The 23263-nt window shown below is 61.3% G+C and carries 26 protein-coding genes; 15 read left to right on the forward strand and 11 right to left on the reverse strand.

Annotation, left to right across the window (positions count from 1 at the left end; all coding sequences use genetic code 11):
* Both WH87_RS19825 and WH87_RS13205 read left to right on the forward strand, forming a co-directional pair.
* On the forward strand, positions 1-880 hold an 880-nt coding region (locus WH87_RS19825), incomplete at its 5' end, for a hypothetical protein (protein WP_052952329.1).
* A gap of 74 nt (positions 881-954) precedes the next feature.
* Positions 955-2751, forward strand: coding sequence for a hypothetical protein (locus WH87_RS13205; protein WP_046138807.1), 1797 nt, complete (start codon positions 955-957; stop codon positions 2749-2751).
* A gap of 34 nt (positions 2752-2785) precedes the next feature.
* Here the strand turns inward: WH87_RS13205 and WH87_RS13210 are convergent, their stop codons facing one another.
* The 4 genes from WH87_RS13210 to thrS all read right to left on the reverse strand — a co-directional run bounded on the left by WH87_RS13210 (position 2786) and on the right by thrS (position 6961).
* Positions 2786-4180, reverse strand: a complete 1395-nt coding sequence (locus WH87_RS13210; RefSeq protein WP_046138806.1) for a phosphohexomutase domain-containing protein — start codon at positions 4178-4180, stop codon at positions 2786-2788.
* A 4-nt stretch (positions 4181-4184) separates the two neighbouring features.
* Positions 4185-4616 carry an alternative ribosome rescue aminoacyl-tRNA hydrolase ArfB gene (arfB, locus tag WH87_RS13215; protein WP_046138805.1) on the reverse strand — a complete coding sequence of 144 codons (432 nt, stop codon included), beginning with the start codon at positions 4614-4616 and terminating at the stop codon, positions 4185-4187.
* Between the two features lie 132 nt (positions 4617-4748).
* Positions 4749-4979, reverse strand: coding sequence for a hypothetical protein (locus WH87_RS13220; RefSeq protein ID WP_046138804.1), 231 nt, complete (start codon positions 4977-4979; stop codon positions 4749-4751).
* The gene (gene thrS / locus WH87_RS13225; RefSeq protein ID WP_046138803.1) at positions 4979-6961 is read right to left on the reverse strand and encodes a threonine--tRNA ligase; all 1983 of its coding nucleotides are present in this window, start codon (positions 6959-6961) and stop codon (positions 4979-4981) included. Before thrS ends, WH87_RS13220 begins: the two co-directional genes overlap by 1 nt.
* A gap of 165 nt (positions 6962-7126) precedes the next feature.
* Between thrS and WH87_RS13230 the strand changes: the two genes are divergently transcribed.
* Complete coding sequence (locus tag WH87_RS13230) at positions 7127-7909, forward strand: CPBP family intramembrane glutamic endopeptidase (protein ID WP_046138802.1); 783 nt, start codon at positions 7127-7129, stop codon at positions 7907-7909.
* Between the two features lie 79 nt (positions 7910-7988).
* Here the strand turns inward: WH87_RS13230 and yidD are convergent, their stop codons facing one another.
* Positions 7989-8300: a membrane protein insertion efficiency factor YidD gene (gene yidD, locus WH87_RS13235; protein ID WP_046138801.1), complete on the reverse strand. Its 312-nt coding sequence runs from the start codon at positions 8298-8300 to the stop codon at positions 7989-7991.
* Positions 8300-8752 (reverse strand): iron-sulfur cluster assembly scaffold protein, encoded by a 453-nt coding sequence (locus WH87_RS13240; protein ID WP_046138800.1) that lies wholly within the window; start codon positions 8750-8752, stop codon positions 8300-8302. Before WH87_RS13240 ends, yidD begins: the two co-directional genes overlap by 1 nt.
* A gap of 146 nt (positions 8753-8898) precedes the next feature.
* On the opposite strand from WH87_RS13240, the gene folE reads away from it, so the two are divergent.
* Positions 8899-9522, forward strand: a complete 624-nt coding sequence (folE, locus tag WH87_RS13245) for a GTP cyclohydrolase I FolE (protein WP_046138799.1) — start codon at positions 8899-8901, stop codon at positions 9520-9522.
* A gap of 65 nt (positions 9523-9587) precedes the next feature.
* Positions 9588-10034 carry a phosphoribosyl-AMP cyclohydrolase gene (hisI, locus tag WH87_RS13250; RefSeq protein ID WP_046138798.1) on the forward strand — a complete coding sequence of 149 codons (447 nt, stop codon included), beginning with the start codon at positions 9588-9590 and terminating at the stop codon, positions 10032-10034.
* 250 nt (positions 10035-10284) lie between these two features.
* Here the strand turns inward: hisI and WH87_RS13255 are convergent, their stop codons facing one another.
* A complete protein-coding gene (locus WH87_RS13255; RefSeq protein ID WP_046138797.1) occupies positions 10285-11019 on the reverse strand; it encodes a rhomboid family intramembrane serine protease in 735 nt (244 codons plus the stop codon).
* Between the two features lie 183 nt (positions 11020-11202).
* Between WH87_RS13255 and WH87_RS13260 the strand changes: the two genes are divergently transcribed.
* From WH87_RS13260 to WH87_RS13275, 4 genes are all read left to right on the forward strand, one after another.
* The gene (locus WH87_RS13260; RefSeq protein WP_046138796.1) at positions 11203-11856 is read left to right on the forward strand and encodes a PAS domain-containing protein; all 654 of its coding nucleotides are present in this window, start codon (positions 11203-11205) and stop codon (positions 11854-11856) included.
* A gap of 127 nt (positions 11857-11983) precedes the next feature.
* On the forward strand, positions 11984-12616 hold the full coding sequence (locus tag WH87_RS13265) for a PilZ domain-containing protein (protein WP_046138795.1): 633 nt from the start codon (positions 11984-11986) through the stop codon (positions 12614-12616).
* 19 nt (positions 12617-12635) lie between these two features.
* Positions 12636-13145, forward strand: a complete 510-nt coding sequence (locus WH87_RS13270) for a hypothetical protein (RefSeq protein WP_156458231.1) — start codon at positions 12636-12638, stop codon at positions 13143-13145.
* Positions 13146-13286: 141 nt separating this feature from the next.
* The gene (locus WH87_RS13275; protein ID WP_046138793.1) at positions 13287-13913 is read left to right on the forward strand and encodes a transglutaminase-like cysteine peptidase; all 627 of its coding nucleotides are present in this window, start codon (positions 13287-13289) and stop codon (positions 13911-13913) included.
* Positions 13914-14025: 112 nt separating this feature from the next.
* Here the strand turns inward: WH87_RS13275 and WH87_RS13280 are convergent, their stop codons facing one another.
* Complete coding sequence (locus WH87_RS13280; RefSeq protein WP_046138792.1) at positions 14026-14343, reverse strand: DUF6949 family protein; 318 nt, start codon at positions 14341-14343, stop codon at positions 14026-14028.
* A 118-nt stretch (positions 14344-14461) separates the two neighbouring features.
* Here WH87_RS13280 and WH87_RS13285 point away from each other — a divergent pair, with 118 nt between their 5' ends.
* On the forward strand, positions 14462-15139 hold the full coding sequence (locus WH87_RS13285; protein WP_046138791.1) for a hypothetical protein: 678 nt from the start codon (positions 14462-14464) through the stop codon (positions 15137-15139).
* A gap of 6 nt (positions 15140-15145) precedes the next feature.
* Here the strand turns inward: WH87_RS13285 and WH87_RS13290 are convergent, their stop codons facing one another.
* From WH87_RS13290 to WH87_RS13300, 3 genes are all read right to left on the reverse strand, one after another.
* On the reverse strand, positions 15146-15364 hold the full coding sequence (locus WH87_RS13290; protein WP_046138790.1) for a DUF3126 family protein: 219 nt from the start codon (positions 15362-15364) through the stop codon (positions 15146-15148).
* A gap of 85 nt (positions 15365-15449) precedes the next feature.
* Entirely contained in the window at positions 15450-16295 is an 846-nt protein-coding gene (cysE, locus tag WH87_RS13295; RefSeq protein ID WP_046138827.1) for a serine O-acetyltransferase, read from the reverse strand.
* Positions 16296-16379: 84 nt separating this feature from the next.
* Positions 16380-17144, reverse strand: a complete 765-nt coding sequence (locus tag WH87_RS13300) for an alpha/beta fold hydrolase (protein ID WP_046138789.1) — start codon at positions 17142-17144, stop codon at positions 16380-16382.
* A gap of 151 nt (positions 17145-17295) precedes the next feature.
* Between WH87_RS13300 and WH87_RS13305 the strand changes: the two genes are divergently transcribed.
* From WH87_RS13305 to WH87_RS13325, 5 genes are all read left to right on the forward strand, one after another.
* Positions 17296-17541 (forward strand): zinc-finger domain-containing protein, encoded by a 246-nt coding sequence (locus WH87_RS13305; protein WP_046138788.1) that lies wholly within the window; start codon positions 17296-17298, stop codon positions 17539-17541.
* Positions 17542-17550: 9 nt separating this feature from the next.
* The gene (locus tag WH87_RS13310) at positions 17551-18741 is read left to right on the forward strand and encodes an FAD-dependent monooxygenase (RefSeq protein WP_046138787.1); all 1191 of its coding nucleotides are present in this window, start codon (positions 17551-17553) and stop codon (positions 18739-18741) included.
* A gap of 172 nt (positions 18742-18913) precedes the next feature.
* Positions 18914-20257, forward strand: coding sequence for a TCR/Tet family MFS transporter (locus WH87_RS13315; RefSeq protein ID WP_052726367.1), 1344 nt, complete (start codon positions 18914-18916; stop codon positions 20255-20257).
* On the forward strand, positions 20235-20720 hold the full coding sequence (locus tag WH87_RS13320; protein WP_046138786.1) for a GNAT family N-acetyltransferase: 486 nt from the start codon (positions 20235-20237) through the stop codon (positions 20718-20720). Before WH87_RS13315 ends, WH87_RS13320 begins: the two co-directional genes overlap by 23 nt.
* Before the next feature lie 130 nt (positions 20721-20850).
* Complete coding sequence (locus WH87_RS13325; protein WP_046138785.1) at positions 20851-23259, forward strand: bifunctional diguanylate cyclase/phosphodiesterase; 2409 nt, start codon at positions 20851-20853, stop codon at positions 23257-23259.
* The last annotated feature ends 4 nt before the right edge of the window (positions 23260-23263 follow it).

The raw sequence follows: 23263 nt of genomic DNA on the forward strand, positions 1-23263 counted from the left end.
CCCCAACCCCGACGAGGCGGCCCCTGCGGACGCGGCACCAGCCCCCGCAGCGCCCGTCGCCAGCACACCGGCGACCGAAGCCATTTCTGCCCTCACTTCTGCGCCGCAGCCGGTCACACTCACCGCGCGCATTACCGCAGACGCTGCACCTATTCCGAATGGTCTGGTGTGGCGCATCTTTGATACCAAGCCCGCAGCCAGCGGCGAACTCGCACTGGTCGCCAAGTCCGATGACGGCGAAGCGGCCATCGAGCTACCACCGGGCGAATATGTGGTCCACGTCGCCTATGGGCGCGCGCAGGCCAGCGAAACCATGTCCGTTGTGCCTGGGGCCAATTCAAAGAGTTTTGTGCTCGACGCAGGGGCGCTCCGACTCAACTCGGCAGTGACTGGCGACATTCCAATCCCGGCGAACTTGTTGAAGTTTGACATTTTCACCGGCGGCACCGAGGGCAGCCGTCAGATGATTGGCGAGGGCTTGCTGGCCAACGACATCGTCACGCTCAACGCCGGCACCTACCACATCGTCTCCCATTTCGGCACAGTGAATGCCGTGGTGCGCGCCGACCTGCGCGTTGAGCCTGGCCAGCTGACTGACGCCACGCTTTACCATCACGCCAGCCAGATCTCGTTCAAGCTCGTCTCAGAGCCCGGTGGCGAGGCGATCGCGGACGTAGAATGGACCGTCAAGACCACTGATGGCGCGACCATCTTCTCTGACCTCGGCGCGTTCCCCACGACCGTCCTCGCGGCCGGTGACTACCTCGTTCTGGCCAAGCAGGGCGACCAGGTGTTCAATCGCGAGTTTCAGGTCCAATCGGGGTCACCCCACGATGTGGAAGTGCTGACCACGGTCTATTCCGGCCCCAAACCGCAATAGGTCTCTGCGTTTAGCTGTTGAAGCGAAACGCCGTATGCCCCAGATTGCGCCAAATTTCAGCGGAGAACGCCCCCATGACGATCACCCTCCCGTCCCGTCGTCGGCTTGCCGCGATCGCAGCAGCCTGCCTGCTGAGCGTCGCCCTGCCCGCCGTTCCGGCCATGGCCCAAAAAACCAAGACCAAAACACCGGCCACGACTGAGGCTCAGGTCTCCACCACCGATCTTTCCGTTGATATTCCCGGCATCGACAGCGTCGGCTCCAATCTGGAAGATGGCGTTCTGCGCGACATTTTCAGCGGCAATGTTGCGGGCAATGCGGAGGCCCTCGCTGGCCTGACCGCCACCAGCATTTCGATCCCGGCCATCAACCTCATCGCGACGATCACCAAAGGTGACGACGTGCGCGAAACCAAGGTGACGTTCAACGACGTTGTCCTCGACGACGTGACCGACGGCATTGCCGGCTCGATCTCGCTGGCTGGCATCACCGTCGATGCAGGCGATCTGGGCGGCGCTGATATCGGTGCGATGTCGGCCAACAATTTCGACATCGGCGGCGTGCTCGGTCTCTATGGCCTCGTCGGCCCTGGCACCGCCACCGAACTCAAGACCATCTATACCGACTTCACCTTTGAGGGCGGTAACATCGAAACTCCAGAGGTCGCCTGCACCGTCGGCGCCGCCAGCCTCGACGAGCTCAAGGCGCGCCCCTTGGGCTATTCTTATGCCGAGCTGCTCGCGCTGGGCGAAAGCCTTGAGGGCTCCGGGGATCCATCGCCTGAAGAAATGGGCAAGATCGCCCGCGTCTACGCCAACTTCCTCACCGCGTTTGAATCGACCCCCGTCACCTTCGACGGCTTCGACTGCGACGGCGTGGACGATGAAGGCCGCGCCCTGACCATTTCGGTGGCCGGCATGACCACCACGGGCATGTCCCCCGGCATCTATCCCGGCCTGACGGTTGAGGGGCTTGATGTCACCGTGGAAGGCGACGGCAATTTCTCGGTCGGCTCGTTCTCCTTCAAACCGATGGACGTCTCTGGCCCGATCGCCGTGATCAACGCGGCCCCTGAAAGCATCGACGCCGCATGGTTTGAAGACAATGCCCGCGCACTGTTCCCGGCGTTTGAAGGCTTCTCTATGGAAGCCCTGGCCATCGACGTTCCAGATCCATCCAGCGAAGATGAGCGCATCGTGGTCAATGTCGGCGCGTTCGATCTGTCGCTGGGGGCCTATCGCAATGGCATCCCAACCGACCTCAAGAGCTCTGCCAGCAACATCATCGTCGATCTGCCCAAGGACTCGGGCGATGTCGCCTTTGCCCAGCTCGCCGCGCTGGGCGTGACCTCGATTGACGCCGGGTTCAACTTCTCGTCCAATTGGGACGAAGCCAGCAACTCGATCCTGATCAACGACGCTTCGATTTCCGGCGTCGACCTCGGCTCGCTTGCCGTCAGCGGCAGCATCATCAACGCCACGGAAGCGCTGTTCAGCCTCGACGAGAACGAGTCCCTCATGGCTGCGATGGGCCTCGCCATCCGCACGATCAAGGCTGATGCCGTGGATGCCGGCCTGTCTGATCTGATCCTGAGCATTGCGGCCAAGGACCAGAAGACCAAGCCGGAAACCCTGCGCCCGATCATCGCCGGTTTTGCCGAAGGCACCGTGATCGGCTATCTCGCCGGCGTTGCAGAGGCGCAAAAAGTCGGCGGTGCGATCAGCGCCTTCCTCGGCGGCAAGGCAAAGAGCCTGAGCATCGCACTGACCGCCAAGGACGCGGCCGGCCTGTCGCTTCAAGACTTCATGGCGGCAGAAGAAGACCCGAGCCTGCTGCTCGGCAAGGTCACCATCGACGCCTCGGCGAAGTAAGCAATCAGGGCCACCTCCGGGTGGCCCTTCTTTTTTAGGCGATGGCCTCAGCCGTTGCGCCCATGGCCCATGTCAGCAGCTCCTGCGCCGTCTCGGCCGTGCTGCCCTCGACGTAGACCCGCAACTCAGGCGCATTGCCCGAAGCGCGGAAATGCACCATGTCGCCGGACGCTGTGCGGTACTGAAGCCCATCGATGGTGGCGAGGCCCGCAATCCCATGCGTGCCAAAAAACGCCTCCGCATAGCCGGGTTCGTTCTGCAGTTGCCCAAGGAACGCGGCACTTTTGGCACTCGCCACATCCTGCAGGCGATCTGCCAGCGCGTGTTGCAATGGCAGAGCAGCAACAATCTGGTCCAGCGTTTTGCCCTGCGCGGCGGCAAGGCCCAGCGCGCAGAGCACGGGCAGGACTGCGTCGCGCGTGGGCAGCGCTGACAGAGGCTCGCCCCGAACGCTGACACCGTGGCCCACAAACGTGCCGCCATTGGCCTCAAAGCCCACCACTGCACCACGCGCGCTTTCCATCGCCGCAACCACATAGGGCGAGCCGACTTTGGTGCGAAGCACGGTCTGGAAATAGCCGGTGCGCTCGATGGCGGAATTGGAGGTGACGGGGGTCACCACCGTCCCTGCCCCCAGATATTGCGCGGCCAGCAGGCCCAGCACGTCGCCCCGCACGAAGGCGCCATTGCGATCCATCAGTAAAGGTCGATCACCGTCGCCATCAGCAGAGACGATAGCGTCGAGCTTGTGTTCGGCGATCCAGCCAGAGAGCGGCGCGAACACTGCGTCTCCAAACGCCTCGGTGTCGACGGCGACGAAATCATCGCGCCGTGCGAGACGGACGACCTTGGCGCCAGCCCGCTCGAGGATGCGCACCAGCAGGTCGCGCGCCACGGTGGAATGCTCGAACACACCGATGGTGAGGCCACCGAGCGCGGCCTCGGGTAATAGCGTAGCAAAGCGCTCGAAGTAGCGCTCGGCTGCAGCATCGGCCTCGTCACGCTGGGAAGTGTCCGTATCCGGCACCAACTCATCGCGCAGTGCGGCCAGAATACCGGCCTCATCAGCTTTGCTGATCTCGCCACTGGGCAGGTAGAATTTGAGACCGTTGCGGTCAGATGGAATATGGCTGCCGGTGATCATAATCGCCGCACATCCCGCTGCCATGGCATGGAGCGCCAGCGCGGGCGTCGGGATATGGCCGCAATCTATTGGTTCAAGGCCCGCCTGAACGATCGCCACCGCACAATCTGCCTGAATGGCTGCGCTCGAGGCGCGGAAATCCCGGCCCAGATAGACCTTGCCGCCATTGGCCGCGCCGACATGACGGAGGAATGCCGCCGTGTAGCGCCGTGCGGCCTGGCCCTGCAGCTCCAAAGCAAGGCCACGCAGGCCGGAGGTTCCAAACTTCAGGCTCGTCTCGGTCATGGGTCTACTCTGCGTCTATATTGCCAGCCCGGAGCTTCTTGATGCCGGAACGGACAGATTTGCCATCGAGGCGACGGCGCTTGGAGGCCAGTGTCGGGCGTGTGGCGACGCGGGCCTTGGGCACATGGGAGCCTTCAATCAGCAGCGCCACCAGCCGTTCAACGGCCTCGGTACGGTTCATTGGCTGATCGCGATGGCTGTTGGCCGTGATGACGATCACGCCATCCTTGGTGAGGCGCTTGCCCGCCAAAATTGCGACGCGGCGCTTCATCGCCTCGGGAATGTTGGGAGACGCCTCAAGATTGAAGCGCAGCTGCACCGCGCTCGACACCTTGTTGACATTCTGCCCGCCCGGGCCGGACGAGCGTACGAAGGTCTCTTCGAATTCGGCAGGATCGATGGAGATGGAGCGGGTGATGGGGATCAGGTCTGGCATCTTTGTACGGGATACCCCTCCTAGCCTCCCCCTGACAGGGGGCGGAACAGATCCAGTCTGCGACGCGATATCGCCCACCCACCGGACGAATTCCTCCCCCTTTCTTCAGGGGGAGGTTAGGTAGGGGTAGCCTTAGTTCCGATACCGACCCGCGAAGATGATCTCACCTTCGTGGATAGTCAGGCCCTTGATGGTCGCACGATACTTGCCCGGCAGGCCGGGTGCTTCAATCACCCAGCCCTTTTTGAGCATACCGGCGAAAACCTTTTCGCCGATATCCTTGAAATCGCCGGGTCCAAGCGCGTTTTCTTCACCTAAGTGAGTAAGTGCCTTGATCTCGCGGTTGGACGGACGTTGTGGCATTAGGCAGCAGCCTTTGCCTTGAGATCAGGCGCGGCGGCTTCACCCATCAGGGACACCAGAGCGTCCATGAATGGCTCAACCTTCTGCCCCTCGGTGCCCAGACGACGGACCGACACGGTGCCTTCTTCGGCCTCGCGCTTGCCCACGACGAACATCAGCGGAACCTTGCCCACAGAGTGCTCGCGCACCTTGTAGTTGATCTTCTCGTTGCGCACGTCGATCTCGGCACGAATGCCGGCCGCCTTGAGCTGGCGCACCAGCTGCTCGGCATAGCCGTCGGCTTCCGACACGATGGTGGCAACCACGACCTGGGTCGGAGCGAGCCACATCGGCATCTTGCCGGCGTAGTTTTCGATCAACATGCCGATGAAGCGCTCGAGCGAGCCCAGGATCGCGCGGTGCAGCATGACAGCATACTGGCGCGAACCGTCTTCGGCGACATAGGTCGCACCAAGACGCTCGGGCAGCACATAGTCGAGCTGCAGCGTACCAACCTGCCAGGAACGGCCAATGGCGTCCTTGAGGTGGAATTCCAGCTTGGGTGCATAGAATGCGCCCTCGCCTTCCGCGATCTCGAAGTCATATCCGGTCGCGCGCAGAGCATCGCCCAGCGCCTTCTCGGCCGCGTCCCAACGCTCGATGGTGCCACCGAATTTTTCGGGGCGCGTGGCAAGCTTGATGACGACATTGTCGAAGCCCATGTGGCCATAGACCGAATAGAGCAGATGCACGAAATGCTCGGTTTCGGACTGGATCTGGTCTTCGCGGCAGAAAATGTGCGCGTCGTCCTGGGTCATCTGGCGCACACGCATCAGGCCATGGAGCGCGCCATGGGCCTCGTTGCGGTGGCAGCAGCCGAATTCGGCCATGCGCAGCGGCAGATCACGATAGGACTTGATGCCCTGATTGAAAATCTGCACGTGCGCCGGGCAGTTCATCGGCTTGAGCGCCATCAGGTCGCCCTTGCCCGACAGAACCGGACCTTCGTCTTCCGTGCCCGGCACTTCGTCCGGCACCACGAACATGTTTTCGCGATACTTGCCCCAGTGGCCGGACTGCTCCCAGAACTTCGAGCTCATCAGCTGTGGGGTTTTGACTTCCACATAGCCGGACTCGTTCAGACGGCGGCGGATGTATGCCTCCATCTGATTGTAGAGCACGTAGCCCTTTGGATGCCAGAATACCGATCCCTGCGCTTCCGGCTGGAAGTGATAGAGATCCATTTCCTGGCCGATCTTGCGGTGATCGCGCTTTTCCGCCTCTTCCACCATGTGGAGATAGGCGTCCAGCTCTTCCTTGGTCGCAAAGGCAGTGCCGTAAATGCGGCTCAGCACGGGATTGTTGCTGTCACCACGCCAATAGGCACCGGCCACCTTGGTCAGCTTGAAGGCATGACCTACGTCCTTGACGGTACGCATGTGCGGGCCACGGCAAAGGTCGATCCACTGACCCTGCTTGTACATCTTGAGCGATTGGTCAGCCGGAATGGCGTCGACCAGCTCGACCTTGAAGTTTTCGCCGCGGGCATCAAAGAACGCCTTGGCCTGATCGCGGGTCCAGACTTCCTTGGTGAAGGCAGCGCCGCGATCAATGATTTCGGCCATCTTCTTTTCGATGGCGGGGAAATCTTCTTCCGAAAATGGCTCATCACGCTTGAAGTCGTAATAGAAGCCATTCTCGATCACCGGACCGATGGTCACCTGCGTCGTGGGCCAGAGTTCCTGCACCGCTTCAGCCAGAACGTGGGCCGCGTCGTGACGGATCAGCTCCAGCGCATCCTTGGAGCCGCTGTCGCGCGTCACGAATTCAATGCGGCCGTCGGCCTCCAGCGGATCGCTGAGATCGCTGAGTACGCCGTTCCAGCGCATGGCCACCGTCTTCTTAGCCAGGCTCTTGGAGATGCCTTCGACCACGGTGGTCCCGGTGGTGCCACGCGGATAGTCGCGAGCTGCACCGTCGGGGAACGTCACCTTGATCGTCATTGTAGGTCTCCAGAAATAGGATTGATGCTGCGGAAATCGCAACAAGGCGGCCTGTCTAGCACGGTTTCGCGCCTATGCCAGCCCGTTGCGCGTGTCCCAATCGACACTTACAGGCGCCAATGTAATAGTTAGGCCTCACAGACTCTGCGGCAAGGGGGCCTCCGCATGCGTGCTGACAATCTGCGTCTACCAATTGCTGTTGCCGTTGTGCTGATCTGGGTGGGGATCACCGTGTTCTGGGGCGTTTGGATTCCCCACACGGGCGATGTGCACCATTCCATCGCTGTGGGGGTTACCAACGGCATTTCGCCCAACCTGCTGTATGCCTCGCTGTTTCTGGCCATCTGCGTGATCGTTTTCCGGTGGTGGGACGTGGCCTTCAAATGGCCCGAGCGCCCCAAGGAAATTCGGCTGCTCTGGTTTCCGCTGCTCTACATCCTGGCGTTCTTCAGCTTCACGCTGATCACTGGCCTGCCTTCGCCGCAGGTGATCGGCTACCTGGCGATCAACACGATCCTCGTCGGTTTCTCCGAGGAGATGGCCTTCCGCGGCGTGCTGTTCCGGGGCCTCCTGTCACGAATCCCGATCTGGCCGGCGATCATCATTACGACCGTGCTGTTCGGCTCAGTTCATTCGCTCAACGCCCTGACCACCGGCGACCTGCCCGGCGCTATCGCCCAGTCCATCACCGCCGCCATGAGCGGATTGCTGTTCATTGCCATTGTGGTGCGCACCGGCTCGATCCTTCCGGCCATGTTCATCCACGCGCTATGGGACTTCTCCAACCTTTTGAGCATCGTGAACATCGTCCCCGCGGGCGAACCAACCGCCATCGATCCGAAATTGCTGATTGTACCAATCGCTGTGCAGATCCCGACCTTCATCTACGCGCTGTTTTTGCTGCGGAAAGTTGGGCGGCCATCCGCCGACCCGGCGGTGGCGGGTTAGATACGATTATACTGCGTGCGGGGAATGTCACCCTGTGGCAAGGCCGAGGGTGACGCGCAGTGGCGGTATCAGCTGCAGCCTACTTCCACCGCCCATAGGTCCACGGCGTGTACCAGCGCCCCCCAAGCGGGATCGCCTCGGGGACTGGGTCGTAGCCGTGGGTTCCGCCCGGACGGCACCGGACAAACCGTGCCAGCCCCATCCAGCCGCCCGGCCAGAAGCCGAATTTCCAAATGGCGGTGCTGGTATATTCCGAACAGGTCGGCAGGTGACGGCAGGTGCGGCCCGCGAAGGCCGATAGCGTGTAGCGATAGATGGTGATGAGAAAGACTGATGCAAACTTGAACGGCAGATCGATCACCCGCCAGAACAGACTGATGACTCTCTCCATCAGGACTTCACCGTAACCGACTCCAGAGACTCAATCTTTTCCAGGGCCTCAACTACCGCGTCAAACACCAGCAGCGTCGACATGTGCCGCGCGCGATACTCTCGAACGGGCTCGAGGTAGGCCAGATCGCTCCACTTGCCGGTGGGCGGCGCGCCATTATCCTTGAGCATGGCGTGCATCGAATCGCGCAGGCTGCGGAACTCGCCAATCGGCGTGCCGATGACCTCTCTCGCGACGACGGCCGCAGACGTCTGCCCCAGTGCGCAGGCTGAAATCTCATGCCCATACTCGGCGATCATGCCGTCGCGCACGACCACATCAACCTCGATCACCGACCCGCAAACCCGGCTCACCTTGCGCGCGCTGGCGTCTGCATGGGCCAGTCGCCCCGGCTGGACAGCATTGCCCGCAAGATCGAGTATCTTTTGGGAATAGAGATCGCTCAGTTCCATAAAACGCACAATTCTGTTTCTTGTCGGCTCTCGCCTCGGACCTTATATAGGTCGTCGCACGCTGGCTGTCAGGGCTGCATGCTGCCAGACTGGTCCAAAATCGCGTTCGGTGCGTATTGGGAGCCGAGCGTAAAGGAGCTGACCTCATGGATGCCCGCACCAAGCCAATCGGCGCAACGCCGGTAACCGCTACTGCATTGCCCCGCCCCACGCGCGAAGAGGCAGAAGCCGCAGTACGCACATTGATCGCCTGGGCAGGCGATGATCCGACCCGCGAGGGCCTGCTTGAAACGCCAGCGCGCGTCGCGAAAGCCTATGGGGAGTTCTACTCGGGCTATGAGCAGGACGCTGGCGTCGTGCTGTCCAAGACCTTCAAGGAAGTCGGCGGCTACGATGACATCGTGCTGGTGCGCGACATTCCGTTCAATTCCCATTGCGAGCATCACATGGTGCCGTTTGTGGGCAAGGCGCACATCGCCTACCTGCCCCATGATGGCGTGGTAGGGCTGTCAAAGCTCGCGCGCCTCGTGGAAGTGTTCGCGCGCCGCCTGCAGACGCAGGAAAATCTCACCGCGCAGATCATCGACGCAATCAACGAGCATCTTGGCCCGCGCGGCGCGGCCGTGATGCTGGAAGCCGAGCATATGTGCATGTCGATGCGCGGTGTGCGCGCCCACGGCGCCGCAACCATCACCCACCGCTTCACCGGCGTCTTTGCCGAAGACCGCGTCGAGCAGGATCGCTTTTTCGGTCTGATCGGCAAGCGCTAAGCCCTGCCCCAGCCACGATTCGATCGTGGCTGGATTTGGCATCCTTCATCGCGTTAGAAAGCGCCATGACCATTTCCTTTGCCGACCCGAGCGCCCTCACCCACGATCAGCTGGAAGAAGGCACCGATTTCGCCCCGCGCTTTGACGCGGCTGGCCTCGTCACGGTTGTGACCATCGAGGCGGGCAGCAATGAAGTGCTGATGCTGGCGCATATGAATGCCGAAGCGCTGGCACTGACCATCGACACCGGCATTGCGCACTACTGGTCCCGCTCTCGCGGCAAGCTCTGGAAAAAGGGCGAAACCTCGGGCGAACTGCAGGAAGTGGTTGAGCTGCGCACCGATTGCGATCAGGACGCCATCGTCATTACCGTCAAGCAGACTGGTCGCGGCGCTGCCTGCCACACCGGGCGCAAGAGCTGCTTCTATCGTCGGGTGAGCCTCGTCGACGGCGCTGTAACGCTGGAAGATACCGGCCTGCCGAAGCTGTTTGATCCCAAGGACGTTTACTAGCGTTCGTCCGCAGTCCAATCCCACCCACCGGCGCTTCCCTCGGACTTGATCCGAGGGCCTCTGCCAACGCGGCATGTGCGGATAGTGGTCCTCGGATCAAGTCCGAGGACAGCCCGTGTTTTGAGGCGAGGACTGTCCCAAAGACCTCATAGTGAGCCTGTCGAACCACGAGGTCGCGGGAGTGGAGGCGTTGGTGCAACGGCCTCGTCCTTCGACGAGTTCAGGATGAGGTCTACTCCTGCATCCACCCCTACTGCTTGCGCTCGAACAGACCGACCATCAACAGACCGGCAAAGAACCCGCCAAGGTGGGCCTGCCAGGCGATCTGAACGTCGTACCCGGCCAGCAGCGGGAGCAGCGGCACGGCGGCATTAAGCACCACCCAGATGGCGATGAAGGTGCGGGCACGGGTGTCCCGCAGAATATCGCGGAAGCCGGCCAGGCGACGACCCAGGACGATCTGCTCACCCGTTTCGGGGTGACGACCCACGATGACGGGCTGGAACATAAACCGAACTGCCGCGCCGGTGAGACCCGACACCCCGCCCGAGGCACCAATCAGGTAAGCGCCGGAATAGAGCGTGGTGGCAGCGAACAGCGCCGCACCTGCCGCTGCCGAGACGAAGAAAATCGCCAGCATCGGCCCTGCCCCATAGCGACGGGTGACCGGGGTGGCGAAAATGGCCAGCCAAGCGACGTTGAAAATCAGGTGTTCCCAACCACCATGCAGGAAGGCGTGGGTAAATGGCGTCCAGATCAGCGGAATCGCCAGCGACAAATCCGACTCCGCCGCGATGATCCGAAGCGGTTGGAAGGCAAACCAGAAGAGCACATGCAACATGGTCTCCTGGTTAAAGATGTAGGTTGATGCAAGGTGAACGGCGACCATCACAGCCGCCAGCGCCGTCACTGCGCCGGGCAGCAGGAACACCGGCTCACGCGCGGCAGGGGCCGGATTTTCTAGGCCCCGGTCTTCTTCACTCATCGCATCACTCCGACTCGCAGGCGTAGCGCCCGTTCCACTCTTCTTTTCCACATTGGGCCAGCGGCGTTAACCTTAACTATTCTTTAAGGGCGCTTTTCTCGCGACCTTTTGACAAAGTCGGCCCACAGCGACGGGGATTCCCTACGGGATCCTCAGGCGCCGGTTATGGCGGGTCATATAGATATGCAAAAGACGAGCACAAGAACGCTCTATGACTACTGGAATTCCATTCGTGGTGCGCGCAGCGCTCCCGACCGGAAGGACATTGACCCGACACGTATTCGCGAAGCTCTGGCCAACACGTTCATTCTCGAACTCGACGAAAGCGAGAAGTTCTCGTTCCGTCTGGCTGGCTCGCATCTGTGCACCAGCTATTGCCGCGAGCTGAAGGGGCGTTCATTCTCCGCCCTTTGGCACGAGCGCGATGGCGACGCCATGGAAACGCTGATCCGCGCCGTCACCGAGGATCATGCTGTGGCGCTCATTACCTTCCAGGGCAGCACTGCCCTGCAGACCAAGGTGAGCTTTGAAACCATTCTGATGCCGCTTCGGCACAATGGTTCGACCCACACCCGCCTGCTCGGCGCCATGACTGCGCTCGAAGACCCATATTGGCTGGGCGTACAGCCTATTCTGGAGCAGCGCATCACCGGCCTGCGCCTGATCTGGCCAGACGACGTCGCCTTTGAGGACACTGCCCGCGAAGTAGCCACAAAAGTGGTCAACGAGGTGCAATTCCACAATGCAACGACACCAGCCAGCATGCCCGCAGTGGTGTACGGCCGCTCTGCCCGCCGTTATGCACACCTGGCAGTAATCGACGGCGGCCGCCAGTAACCAATAGCTGTCTGAAATACTTGCATTTTGTCGCGACACTTCTGTTCGGACAGCGACCCAACACAACAATACGTTAACCAAGACCGACTAGCATGTTGTGGAAACACCACGCTTTTGCGGTCACCTCATGCTCAGCGACGACATCCTATCCAGTCAGTTCATCGCTCCACAGCGCACGCGGGCTGAAGATACCAAGTTCCAGCGCGTGAAAGTGTCCGTTCTCGGCCGCTACATGCTAGCCGACCGTCGCGAGTTCCCCTGCCAGGTTATCGAAATGTCGCCCGGCGACGCCATGATCATCGCGCCAGTGGCCGGGATCGTCGGCGAGCGCGTGGTTGCCTATATCGATCAGATCGGCCGCATCGAAGGCACGCTGGTCAACCAGATGGATGGCGGCTTCGTCATGGACATCGCCGCCTCCCCGCGCAAGCGCGACAAGATGGCGGCCCAGCTGACCTGGCTGGCCAACAAGGATATCCTCAACCTACCCGAGGACCGCCGCCACGAGCGCGTGGTGCCCGACATTCGCCACTCCACCGTCGTGCTGGACGATGGCCGCCGCTACAATTGCAAGATCATCGACATCTCGCTCTCGGGCGCGGCGATCGAGCTTGATGTCCGCCCAGCCATGGGCACGCCGATTACACTGGGCCGTATGCGCGCCCGCGTTGCACGCCATTTCCAGAACGGCGTCGCCGTCGAGTTCGCCTCGTCCCAGGAAATGCTCGCCGTGGTGCAGCAGAACTTGCGTGTCGAATAGCACAAGCGGCAGGATGGCCGTGAAAGGCCCACCCGCCATCGTTGCCATCATCCTTCTTGCTCTTTGCGCAGCACATCCGGCGTTGGCAGACGGCCGCGCTGACTGGCACGACTACGCATGGAAAGCGGTTGAGATCGAGACCTGCACGGCTGCAGCTGGCGTCGTCACCTGCCCGCTCTATCATCAGAAGTGGGATTGGAAGCGCAACCAGTGGGTCGACATTGAAATTGCGATGGACCTGCGCACCGGCACATTGCAGCTATCCCAGCGCCTGACCAATAACGACAGCCATGACGACGACTATGTCTGCGTCACCGCTTTGGTGCTCGACGCGGCAGGTCTTAACCTGCTGGCGCATCACCAGAATTGGCATATCGATGCCGGCCAAGTGATCAGCAAAAGCTTCACCTACGCTTCCCCTGAACTGGCCAAGGCGGCCAGCGTGCACATTGGCTCCAAGCAGTGCCGCAAGGGTGCGGGGCAGGACGATGCCCTCTATGCGCGCGTGCTCGCCGGAATCCAGAACTGAACTACCCCTGCTAAGCGCCTGACTTGCATGGTTAATTCATCGTAAATCCGATCGATACAATTTGCGTAAAAACTGCGCACGAGCTTTCGGACCGGTGAAATCGGCCCTCTCTAACGTGGTCTCCATCAGGGAGATCACACCATGCTTGCCACCACAAAGGGACTACGGACTGCACTGCTGGGAGCCGTTATGGCCCTCGCATCGCTCGCCGCCCCCGCTCTGGCGCTGGATTTGACCAATGTCGCTTTCGTGCAGACCGTTGCTGGCACCACCAGCATTCCGGTTGGCCACGCCGAGTTCTGCAAGGCCCGTCCGATCGAATGCCGCTCTAACGACACCGTCGTTGATGCAGTGGGCCTGGATGAAGCGCTCTGGAAGCAGCTGCTCAATGTGAACTCCACCGTCAACGAGTCCATCGTCGCTGTGACCGACATGGAACTCTATGGCGTCGAAGAATTCTGGACCTACCCGAACGGCTATGGCGATTGCGAAGACATCGCGCTCGAAAAGCGCCGCCAGCTGATCAATGCCGGCTGGCCTGTCAGCACCCTGCTGATGACCGTGGTCCGCGAAGCCAATGGCAATGGCCATGCTGTGCTGATGGTCCGCACCGACCGCGGCGACCTGGTGCTCGACAACCAGGTTGGCACTGTCGACCTGTGGAGCAACACGCCCTACCAGTTCCTCAAGCGCCAGTCTCAGGCTGATACCAGCAAGTGGGTTCAGATGATCGACGACCGCCAGATCTACGTGGCAGCTGTCAAGTAACACTCAGGCTTTCCGGATCCCGCCCAAACCTACCCTGATAGGGATCTGATGAATGAGGCCAGCTTGGTAACCCAAGCTGGCCTCATTGCTTTCAGTGCTGTTTTGCCCAGCACTAGAGAAAAGCGACGTAAGTACCAAAGAACATCAAGCCGGACAGAAACGCCCAGCCAAACGCCACAACGGCCGAAACCAGCGCTGCTGGCATGGAGATGGAGCCATCAGCCTCATGCCGCCAGCCGAGCTGCAGCATGATGTAGGGCCCGCAGAAAAAACTCATCAGAAGATTGCCGGCGACCTGCAGGAAAGTCTGGCCGTCATAGCGCAGCTCCGCCTGCTTGCTGGTGATCCACTGATACAGGTGCGTCCCGGCACCCGCGACGCAAATCCCGGCAGAGACCAACATGATCGGCAGTATCAATTCCATCGACATCTGCTCTTCCCCGCAAACTTGCCCCCCAGCAAGTCAGTGTAAAATTAACGACTTGTTAATCATATTGACAGTCCAATCATCTGTCACTCCCCCGCAATGATTCTGGTTAACGCTGGCCATGACGTCACAAACGGCCCGGAAAACCGGGTCCAAATCCCATCCTTCAATTGCGTACAACCTGGCCACAATTGCCGTCATCGTGCTGCTGGCAGCGGTTGCTATTGCCTATCTTGTCGATGAACTGGGCAAGTCCAGCCGGGCTCCAGTTCCCGCCATAGACGACGGCAGCCCCATCACCCAGACCCTGTCTGGGCGTGAACTGACCATTCCAACCAGCTGGTTTCGCTATGGCGAGCAGATCAAGGACGGCTTCACCAACCAGATCGACCTGCGGGTGATGTTCAAGCCTGAGGGCGAAGCTGCCGCCCTGCCCGTCGATGTGACGCTGGTGCCGCGCAGCCGCGCCCGCACCAGCGCGAGCCTGCTCGATGGCGTCTATCTGCACCAGTTTAGTGATGTGACCTTGAACGGCTATCCCGGATTGGTCGGCAAACCGATGCAGGCCACCAACGGCTTTGGGGGCGAAAGCGTCTGGTATGACGCACTGTCACCCAATCCGTTTGTGGCAAAATGTATTGATGCAGTGTCGGCCGACCGGTCTGCGCAATGCCTGCGGACCGTCTACCTGCCCAGCGGCATTGCCGCAGTCTATGCGTTCGACGCCACGGTTCTGCAATCGTGGCGTCTGTTCGATACCGAAATGGAGCAATGGCTCACAAAGATCGGCGCCTGGTAGCCAGCTTTAGCCGACGTCATCCAGATCGATGTCGAGGATCGACATGTTGAAGATGTAGGACTTGTCGCCGTCTTCGTCGTCAGCGTGGATCAGACCGATCGATTCATCGCCGATGAAAACTTCAACGGAATCGTTGAGTTTGACGCGTGGGCGCACGTCGATATTCGGATTGCCGAACTTCATCTGCAGGAATTTCTGCAGCTTGATGATCTCGGGATGGTTCACTGTCTCATATCCTGCTGGTTAGCGTTGGGCGCAATCTAGTGTTTCGACTAAGCCAGACAAGTCCCGAGAAGGTGCAATTCCCGCTCTACGCTGTTGACTTGTCGTTGCTGGCAATGTCGTAGACCATCACGACCTGATCCATCACCAGAGCCGGCTGGGCGCACCCGGCCTCCCCGATTACCTTGGCCGGAACACCAGCCACGGTCACGCGCGGCGGCACTTCCTTGAGCACGACAGACCCGGCGCCGATGCGCGAGCAATCGCCGATCTTGATATTGCCCAACACGGTCGCACCTGCGCCAATCAGCACGCCATCGCCGATCTTTGGGTGACGGTCCTGGTCGGACTTGCCGGTGCCGCCGAGGGTCACATTCTGCAGCATGGAGACATTGTCGCCGACAATGGCCGTCTCGCCGATGACGAGACCGGTGCCATGATCGAGCATGATGCCCTTGCCCATTGCGACAGCGGGATTGATATCCACCTGGAAGACCTGGCTGGCACGGCTCTGCAGATAGAGCGCGAAATCGCGGCGCCCGGCCTTGTACATGGCGTGGGCAAAGCGATGCGTCTGGATCGCCTGATACCCCTTGAAATAGAGCAGCGGTTCGACTGCGCGATGGCACGCCGGATCGCGCTCCATGGTCGCGGCAAGGTCGACGCGCGCGCTGATACCCACATCGGGGCTATCAATCAGAGTTTCGGCAAAAGCCTGACGGATAAGGTCCGCTGACACATCGTCGTGATTGAGGCGCGCAGCAAGGCGATGGGCCAGCGACTGCTCGAACGAGTCGTGATTCAAAATCGCGGAGACAACCATGTTCGACAGCGATGGCTCGCTCGCCACAATCTGACGCGCACCGGCCCGCACGGCTTCCCAGACTGGGTCCACCGATTTGATATCCGATGCCATCTTGGCGCTTGTGGTCATGGCAGGCTCCGCTTCATCGAGAAACACCGATATAAGCCATCTCATGCTCCAAGACAAAGCCCCGGCGCACGATTTGCTTCACGATCAGCTGTTGGTGGGCAATGTCCTGCCCAGAAACGCAAGGGTTGCCGCCTTGAACTTGGCATCGCCCGTCGCGCGCATGTGATCGCGCTTGGGAATAACGAAAGCCTCGGCATCAGGAAGCAACTCGGCCAGGGGCTCGGGCGCCCCCGCCATCACGTCGGCCTCCCCCACCGCAACCAGCACGGGCACATTGATGCGCCGCACATCGGCGCGTGCCATCGGCTGGCGCGACGTCTCCATGCAGGCAGCCAGCGCCTCTCGGTCGGCTCCGGTGTGCTCGGCAAAGATGCGGAATTGGCGCGCCGTGGGATGGGTCAGGCCATCCAGAGAAGGCGCACGAAGTCCCGAGATGATATCATTGCCATCGCTGAGGCCGTTGATGAGGTTCAGCCCCATGCCGCCGAAAATGGCGCAGACGACGCGCTCCTCATGCTCGAAGGCCATGAAGGCCGCGATCCTCGCGCCCATGGAATAGCCCAGAAGCGCAGCCTTCTCGATGCCGAGGTGATCAAGCAGCGCCACCGCATCGCGTGCCATGTCGGTGGGATAGTATTGATCGGGATCGTAGGGCTTGTCAGAAGCGCCATGGCCGCGATTATCCAGAACAATGGCCTGGTACCCTGCCCCGGTCAGCGTTTCGACCCAACCAGTGTCGATCCAATTGACCTTGCCGCTCGAGGCAAAGCCGTGGATGCATAGCACGGGCGGGCCCTCGCCGAACACATCATAGGCCAGCGTCAAACCATCGGATTGAAAAGTGGGCATCTGTCTCACCGTTTTGCGCGAGCATCGGACTATCAAACCCGCTTTTGCGGGAATGGCAGCGTAAATCAATAGGCGATTGCATGTCCCTGCCGCCTTCCATTGAGTTCCGCCATCTATTATGGTCCGGCCAAATCAAACAGGTTTTTGTCTCATGGCACACGGCACCACGCCCCACTTCCACAATACCGAAGGCCTTCGTCAGATCGAGGTCGGGTCCAAGGAATTCCAGTGCGTTGGTGCGCTGCCGCCGTTTGACCACCCGCATGTCTATATCGACATGGGCAAGGACAATGACGTGGTCTGCCCCTATTGTTCGACGCATTATGTGTTCAACGGCGACCTTGCGGCTGGCACCTCCAATCCGCTTTCGGCCATTTATCACGCCGACGCTGCCTGAGACTGATCCATGCCCGGTTCGGGCCGCACATTCTATATCGTTGGCGCGGGCATCTCAGGCCTGACACTGGCATTGGCGCTGGCGCGTTTTGGCGCCTCCGTCATGGTGCTGGAACGGAGCCCGGTTCTCTCCGAGTTTGGTGCCGGCCTGCAGGTTGGCCCCAATGCCCGCTGCATTCTTGATAGGCTGGGGCTCGATGAAGCCCTTACTGCGACCGGCCTTGAGCCCGTTGGCATCGATATCTACCCCTTCGGCAGCACACATCCGCTGGTGACCATGGAGCTGGGCGCTGTAATGAGCGACCGCTTCGGCGCCGCCTATAGCGTCATGCACCGCGCCGATCTTGCCGACGCGCTCTATAAAGCTACCCGCCGCTTCGCCAATATCGACATCCAGTTCGGCGTACGGGCGTGGGACGCGACTTCCAATAGCCGTGGCGTGTCGCTGACTATTGAGGACAGCCAGGGTCAGACCCGCAAAGCCCGCGCCTCGGCGCTGATCGGTGCGGATGGCGTACACTCCCTAACCCGCACCAACCTGCTGAGCGGCCCGCCCGCGCAATATCGCCACCGCGCCGCATGGCGCACGCTGCTGCCCTATGCCTCGCTGGCCGGACAGATCGAGCTCGACCGCGTCTCGGTGCTGTTCGGACCGGGCTATCACATGGTCTGCTACCCGCTGCCACATCGTCGCCAAGTCAACATTGCCCTGTTCGCAAAGGCCCCATCGGCCGGCGCAGAAACCGGTACGCGGCCCAATCTACCGACAACCGGAAAGCGCAGCCCGCGGATCGACGTCATCCTCGCCGCTGCTGGCGATAGCTGGACGCCCTGGCCGCTCTATACGGTGGACGCGCCTAGTTGGCGCAACGGCAATATCGGCATCATTGGCGACGCCGCCCATGCCATGGTCCCATTCCAGGCCCAGGGCGCGGCTATGGGCATTGAGGATGCGGCTGTGCTCGCGCCGCTGCTGGTCAACGAGAAAACCGCCGAAGCCGCTTTTGCCCGGTACGAAGCCATCCGCCGTCCCCGCGTCGCGCGTGTCGCCAAGACCTCGCTATCGAATGGCGCCATCTTTCATATGCGCTGGCCGCTGAGCATTGCCCGCAATCTGGGCATCCGCGCGCAGGGCAAACAGGGCCACCTCAAGCGCCTTGCATGGCTGTATGGACACGATGCCGGCAACACCGAGACATGAATCGGGATATGAAGCAGTCACGCCAAGTGATTCAACCGGCGAACTTTTTCCCGAGCTGAGGCGTTTCAGCTTGCCGCACCCTACCCGTTCGGCCTTGCTTTGGCCGACTGGCCTGTGTCAACTGCGAGACGAGCCTACGGCCCGTCCAGATTCAAAAGGTTAGCGCCCAAGTATGCAAGCTGCGGCCCGTTCCCGCCTGACACTGACCTGTATCCTGGTGACGATCCTGCTCGATATGATCGGCGTGGGCATCATCGTGCCTGTGCTGCCCGAGCTGCTCGAAGAGCTGACCGGTGGCAGTGTGGCCGATGCAGCCGTCATCGGCGGCTATCTGGTTTTCACCTATGCTTTCATGCAGTTCGTGTTCTCGCCGGTCCTTGGCAACCTGTCGGATCGCTTCGGCCGCCGCCCGGTTTTGCTGTGTTCGCTGCTCGGCTTGACCTTCGATTACCTGATGATGTCGATCGCTCCGGTGGTCTGGTATCTGTTCATCGGCCGCATCATTGCGGGCGTGGCTGGCGCCGCTGTGGCGACCGCAACCGCCTACATGGCCGACATCACGCCACCCCATAAGCGCACCCAGCGCTTCGGCCTGATCGGCGCCGCTTTCGGCCTCGGCTTCATCATCGGCCCCGTCATCGGCGGCGAGCTTGGTGAACATGGCCCCCGCGTGCCTTTCTATGCCGCAGCCGGCCTGGCCTTCGCCAACTTCCTCTTCGGCCTCTTTGTGCTGCCCGAAAGCCTGCCCAAGCATTCGCGCCGCAAGTTCGACATTCGCCGCGCCAATCCCTTTGGCGCCGTGATCGCGCTGCGTCAGTATCCCGTGGTCCTGTGGCTGCTCGCCGTGCTGCTCTGCTTCTCGCTGGCCGCGCAGGCGCTGCCGACAGTGTTCAGCTACTTCACCGTGGAAGTCTTCCAGTTCACCTCGTCCAATATCGGTCGCGCATTGGGAGCCTTCGGCATCGGCTTTGCCATCTGTCAGGCCTTTCTCGTTGGGCCAATGGTCAAGCGCGTCGGCGAGCCGCCTGTGGCCATTCTGGGCCTGTTGGCGGCCATCGTGGCCTTTGTCGGCGTCGCGTTCACTTCGGAGGTTTTCTACCTCTACGTCTTCATCATGGTCGGCGCGGTCAGCGGCCTTGCGGCTCCCGCCATCAATGGCGTGCTGTCGCGTCAGGTACCCGACAATGCCCAAGGCGAGTTGCAGGGTGCGGTGAACGCCGCCAACTCGCTGGCGACCATTATTGGCCCCCTGGTGGCCACCCAGATCTTCTCCTACTTCACCTCGGCTCCGGCCTCCCCCGGCTATTTCCCCGGTGCGCCCTTCCTTGCAGCGGCCATCTGCGTCACCCTGGCGCTGGTGATCTTCTCGGTTGCAGCATGGCGGTTCGAGCTGAGCCATCGCCCGAGCATTGCCAACAAGCCTGTGGTGCCCGACATGGCGCCTCCCGGCCAGATCCGCGTGCCGCCCATAGACGAGGACGACGACGAACCCAATGCAAATCCGACCCGCTACTGAAGCCGATCACGCTGCCGTTCTGGCCATTGTCGCGCCCACCCTCAAGGCGGGCGAGACCTACGCCATGCGACGCGACTTCAGCGATGCGGAGACGCTGGATTATTGGTTTGGCCCGACCCATGAAGTCTTCGTCGCAGAAGACGATGGCGTTATCCTGGGCACCTACTACCTGATGGCCAACCAGCAGGGCGGCGGCGCTCACGTCGCCAATTGCGGATATATGACTGCACCGGCCGCACAGGGCAAAGGCATTGCCCGCGCCATGTGCGAACACTCGCTGATCCGCGCCAAAGAGCGCGGATTCAGGGCGATGCAGTTCAATCATGTCGTTTCGACAAACGGGCGCGCCGTCGCCCTGTGGCAGAAGCTGGGCTTTGATATCGTCGGCACCCTGCCGCTGGCCTTCAACCACCCGGTGAACGGCTATGTGGACAGCTACGTGATGTTCCGCGCTCTATCGTGATTTATACGGATGTAATTGCTTAACCTCATTGGCAGCAAAAGCGTTCGTACGAGTGCGCGGACCTCAAAATTAAAGCCGCTTTTACGATGCTGGCCGGAGAACAGGGTGTTGCTACGCCAGAGTTTTCCCGATGCAAACCGTTCTAGAGACGCTTTTTTTCAAGCATAACCTCCAGCTTGTCGCGCTTGCGGCGCTGATTTGTGCGCTTTCGTCCTTTGCAGGCATGAGCCTGCTCAACCACGCGCGCCGGGCCTCTGGCTCGATCAGGACTGCGTGGCTGGCCGTGGCGGCCGTGTCAGTTGGCTTCGGTATCTGGTCGACCCACTTCGTGGCAATGCTGGCCTTCTCCGTCGGTATGCCCACCGGCTACGAGCTAGTGACCACCGTCGGCTCTCTGCTCATCGCGATCTCTCTGGTCGGTAGCGGGTTTCTGTGGGCTGCCATTGGGACCCGTCGCGCCGATGCTGCCCTTGGTGGCGCCATCGCTGGCATTGGCATTGCGGCGATGCACTATGTGGGCATGTCGGCCCTGCGGATCGGTGGCGAAATCGACTGGAGCGGCTCGCTGGTATCGGCGTCGCTCATTCTCGGTATTTCTCTCGGCGCACTAGCGCTCTATGTGGGCCTTTATGGCACCTCCGTCCGTTGGCGTCTGGCTGGCGCGGGTATCATGACCCTGGCCATCTGCTCCATGCACTTCACGGGCATGGGCGCTGCCGGGCTGGAGAATTGCTATCCAGTGGTCACCGCCAGCGATGCGACACCGGAAAACCTGTCCATTGGCGTGGCCGTCTCCAGCATTCTCATCCTCGTCGCCGCCCTTGGCGCCGTCTTCCTCGACATCCGCGAACAGCGCCGCACCGCGCTGGAAGGCAACCGCATGCGCGGCCTCGCCGATGCTGCCGTGGAAGGGCTTGTGGTCTGCGACGCCCAGACAATCGTCACCGTCAATTCCAGCTTCCTCGACCTCGTCGGCCGCAAAGGCGATGACCTCGCAGGCCAGTCGCTATCGCGCTTTTTCAACCTCGCCACCTGCGTCGCCATCACCGCGCGCCCCGGCGTTTCTGTTGAAGCCGATATGACCATCGACGGCGGCAAGACCATTCCGGTCGAAGTCATCATGCGCCGCGTCGACTTCGGTGGCCGCGAGCACAATGCCATTGCCGTACGCGACCTCAGCGCGCGCCGTATCGCCGAGCAGCACATTCGCTTCCTTGCGCATCACGACGCCCTGACGGGCCTGCCCAACCGCGCCAGCTTCAACCGCGACCTCGACAGCGAGATCGCCCATGCGACCCGCCACGACCAGACCTTTGCAGTGCTCTGCCTCGATCTGGACCGTTTCAAAGAGGTCAACGACCTGTTTGGCCACCCTGTGGGCGACCTGCTGCTGCAGCGCGTATCACGCGCCCTGCAGAAAGCGCTGAACGATGACTGCGTCGCGGCCCGCCTGGGCGGTGATGAGTTTGCCGTGATCATCCCCAATATCGGGGCCCCGGAACGCGCCGGCCGGATCGCAGAAGACATCCTCGATGGCTTCCGGGCCGCCAACAATGAAAGCCCGGAAAGCGCGGCGATCGCCGCCAGCATCGGCATCGCGATCTTCCCGGACAATGCCGTTGATGCGCAGCACCTGATGACCCACGCCGATACCGCGCTTTATCGCGCCAAGCATGATGGCCGTGGCATCTATCGCTATTTCGAAGCCGAGATGGGCGCCAAGGTGCGCGAGCGCCGCCTGCTGGAAAATGACCTGCGTCATGCCATCTCCCGCAATCAGCTGCGTCTGGTCTATCAGCCACAGATCGACATCAAGAGCGGTGACGTCAGCGGCTTTGAGGCTCTGGTGCGTTGGGAACACCCCGAGAAGGGTGCCATTCCGCCAAGCGATTTCATCCCGATTGCCGAAGAAAGCGGGCTGATCCTGCAGATCGGCGAATGGGTGATGCGTCAGGCTTGCGCCGACGCCGCCACCTGGGCCAACCCGCTCTCGATTGCTGTCAACGTCTCGGCTGTGCAGATGCAGAACGCGGGCCTCTCCATGATGATCATGCAGACCCTGTCGCAGACTGGCCTGTCCCCTGCCCGCCTCGAAATCGAGATCACCGAAACAGCGCTGATCCGCGACATGAACCGCGCGCTCCACACCCTGCGCCAGATCAAGGCCCTGGGCGTGCGCGTGGCGATGGACGATTTCGGCACCGGCTATTCCTCACTGGCCAACCTGCGCGCCTTCTCCTTCGACAAGATCAAGATCGACGGCTCGTTCATCAAGTCGGTGGACAGCAATGAGCAATCAGCCGCCATCGTGCGCGCCGTGCTGGGGCTGGGAGCAGGTCTCAATCTGCCCGTGGTTGCCGAGGGCATCGAGCGCATTGAGGAGCTCAATTTCCTGCGCGACGAAACCTGCGCCGAAGCCCAAGGCTTCCTGCTCAGCCGTCCTGCAGAAATCGAGACCTTCGCCGAAATTACCAGCGGCACGACGCGCCGTCTGCCCTGTGCCGAACGAGACCGGGCCGACGTCAAACTGGCCAGTTAGGCAA

Source organism: Devosia epidermidihirudinis (assembly GCF_000971295.1).
Taxonomy (GTDB): domain Bacteria; phylum Pseudomonadota; class Alphaproteobacteria; order Rhizobiales; family Devosiaceae; genus Devosia; species Devosia epidermidihirudinis.

Coding starts and splice junctions, on each gene's coding strand:
- WH87_RS13205 (WP_046138807.1), top strand. CDS start 955: ATGACGATCACCCTCCCGTCCCGTCGTCGGCTTGCCGCGATCGCAGCA.
- WH87_RS13210 (WP_046138806.1), bottom strand. CDS start 4,180: ATGACCGAGACGAGCCTGAAGTTTGGAACCTCCGGCCTGCGTGGCCTT.
- arfB (WP_046138805.1), bottom strand. CDS start 4,616: ATGCCAGACCTGATCCCCATCACCCGCTCCATCTCCATCGATCCTGCC.
- WH87_RS13220 (WP_046138804.1), bottom strand. CDS start 4,979: ATGCCACAACGTCCGTCCAACCGCGAGATCAAGGCACTTACTCACTTA.
- thrS (WP_046138803.1), bottom strand. CDS start 6,961: ATGACGATCAAGGTGACGTTCCCCGACGGTGCAGCTCGCGACTATCCG.
- WH87_RS13230 (WP_046138802.1), top strand. CDS start 7,127: ATGCGTGCTGACAATCTGCGTCTACCAATTGCTGTTGCCGTTGTGCTG.
- yidD (WP_046138801.1), bottom strand. CDS start 8,300: ATGGAGAGAGTCATCAGTCTGTTCTGGCGGGTGATCGATCTGCCGTTC.
- WH87_RS13240 (WP_046138800.1), bottom strand. CDS start 8,752: ATGGAACTGAGCGATCTCTATTCCCAAAAGATACTCGATCTTGCGGGC.
- folE (WP_046138799.1), top strand. CDS start 8,899: ATGGATGCCCGCACCAAGCCAATCGGCGCAACGCCGGTAACCGCTACT.
- hisI (WP_046138798.1), top strand. CDS start 9,588: ATGACCATTTCCTTTGCCGACCCGAGCGCCCTCACCCACGATCAGCTG.
- WH87_RS13255 (WP_046138797.1), bottom strand. CDS start 11,019: ATGAGTGAAGAAGACCGGGGCCTAGAAAATCCGGCCCCTGCCGCGCGT.
- WH87_RS13260 (WP_046138796.1), top strand. CDS start 11,203: ATGCAAAAGACGAGCACAAGAACGCTCTATGACTACTGGAATTCCATT.
- WH87_RS13265 (WP_046138795.1), top strand. CDS start 11,984: ATGCTCAGCGACGACATCCTATCCAGTCAGTTCATCGCTCCACAGCGC.
- WH87_RS13275 (WP_046138793.1), top strand. CDS start 13,287: ATGCTTGCCACCACAAAGGGACTACGGACTGCACTGCTGGGAGCCGTT.
- WH87_RS13280 (WP_046138792.1), bottom strand. CDS start 14,343: ATGTCGATGGAATTGATACTGCCGATCATGTTGGTCTCTGCCGGGATT.
- WH87_RS13285 (WP_046138791.1), top strand. CDS start 14,462: ATGACGTCACAAACGGCCCGGAAAACCGGGTCCAAATCCCATCCTTCA.
- cysE (WP_046138827.1), bottom strand. CDS start 16,295: ATGACCACAAGCGCCAAGATGGCATCGGATATCAAATCGGTGGACCCA.
- WH87_RS13300 (WP_046138789.1), bottom strand. CDS start 17,144: ATGCCCACTTTTCAATCCGATGGTTTGACGCTGGCCTATGATGTGTTC.
- WH87_RS13305 (WP_046138788.1), top strand. CDS start 17,296: ATGGCACACGGCACCACGCCCCACTTCCACAATACCGAAGGCCTTCGT.
- WH87_RS13310 (WP_046138787.1), top strand. CDS start 17,551: ATGCCCGGTTCGGGCCGCACATTCTATATCGTTGGCGCGGGCATCTCA.
- WH87_RS13315 (WP_052726367.1), top strand. CDS start 18,914: ATGCAAGCTGCGGCCCGTTCCCGCCTGACACTGACCTGTATCCTGGTG.
- WH87_RS13320 (WP_046138786.1), top strand. CDS start 20,235: ATGCAAATCCGACCCGCTACTGAAGCCGATCACGCTGCCGTTCTGGCC.
- WH87_RS13325 (WP_046138785.1), top strand. CDS start 20,851: ATGCAAACCGTTCTAGAGACGCTTTTTTTCAAGCATAACCTCCAGCTT.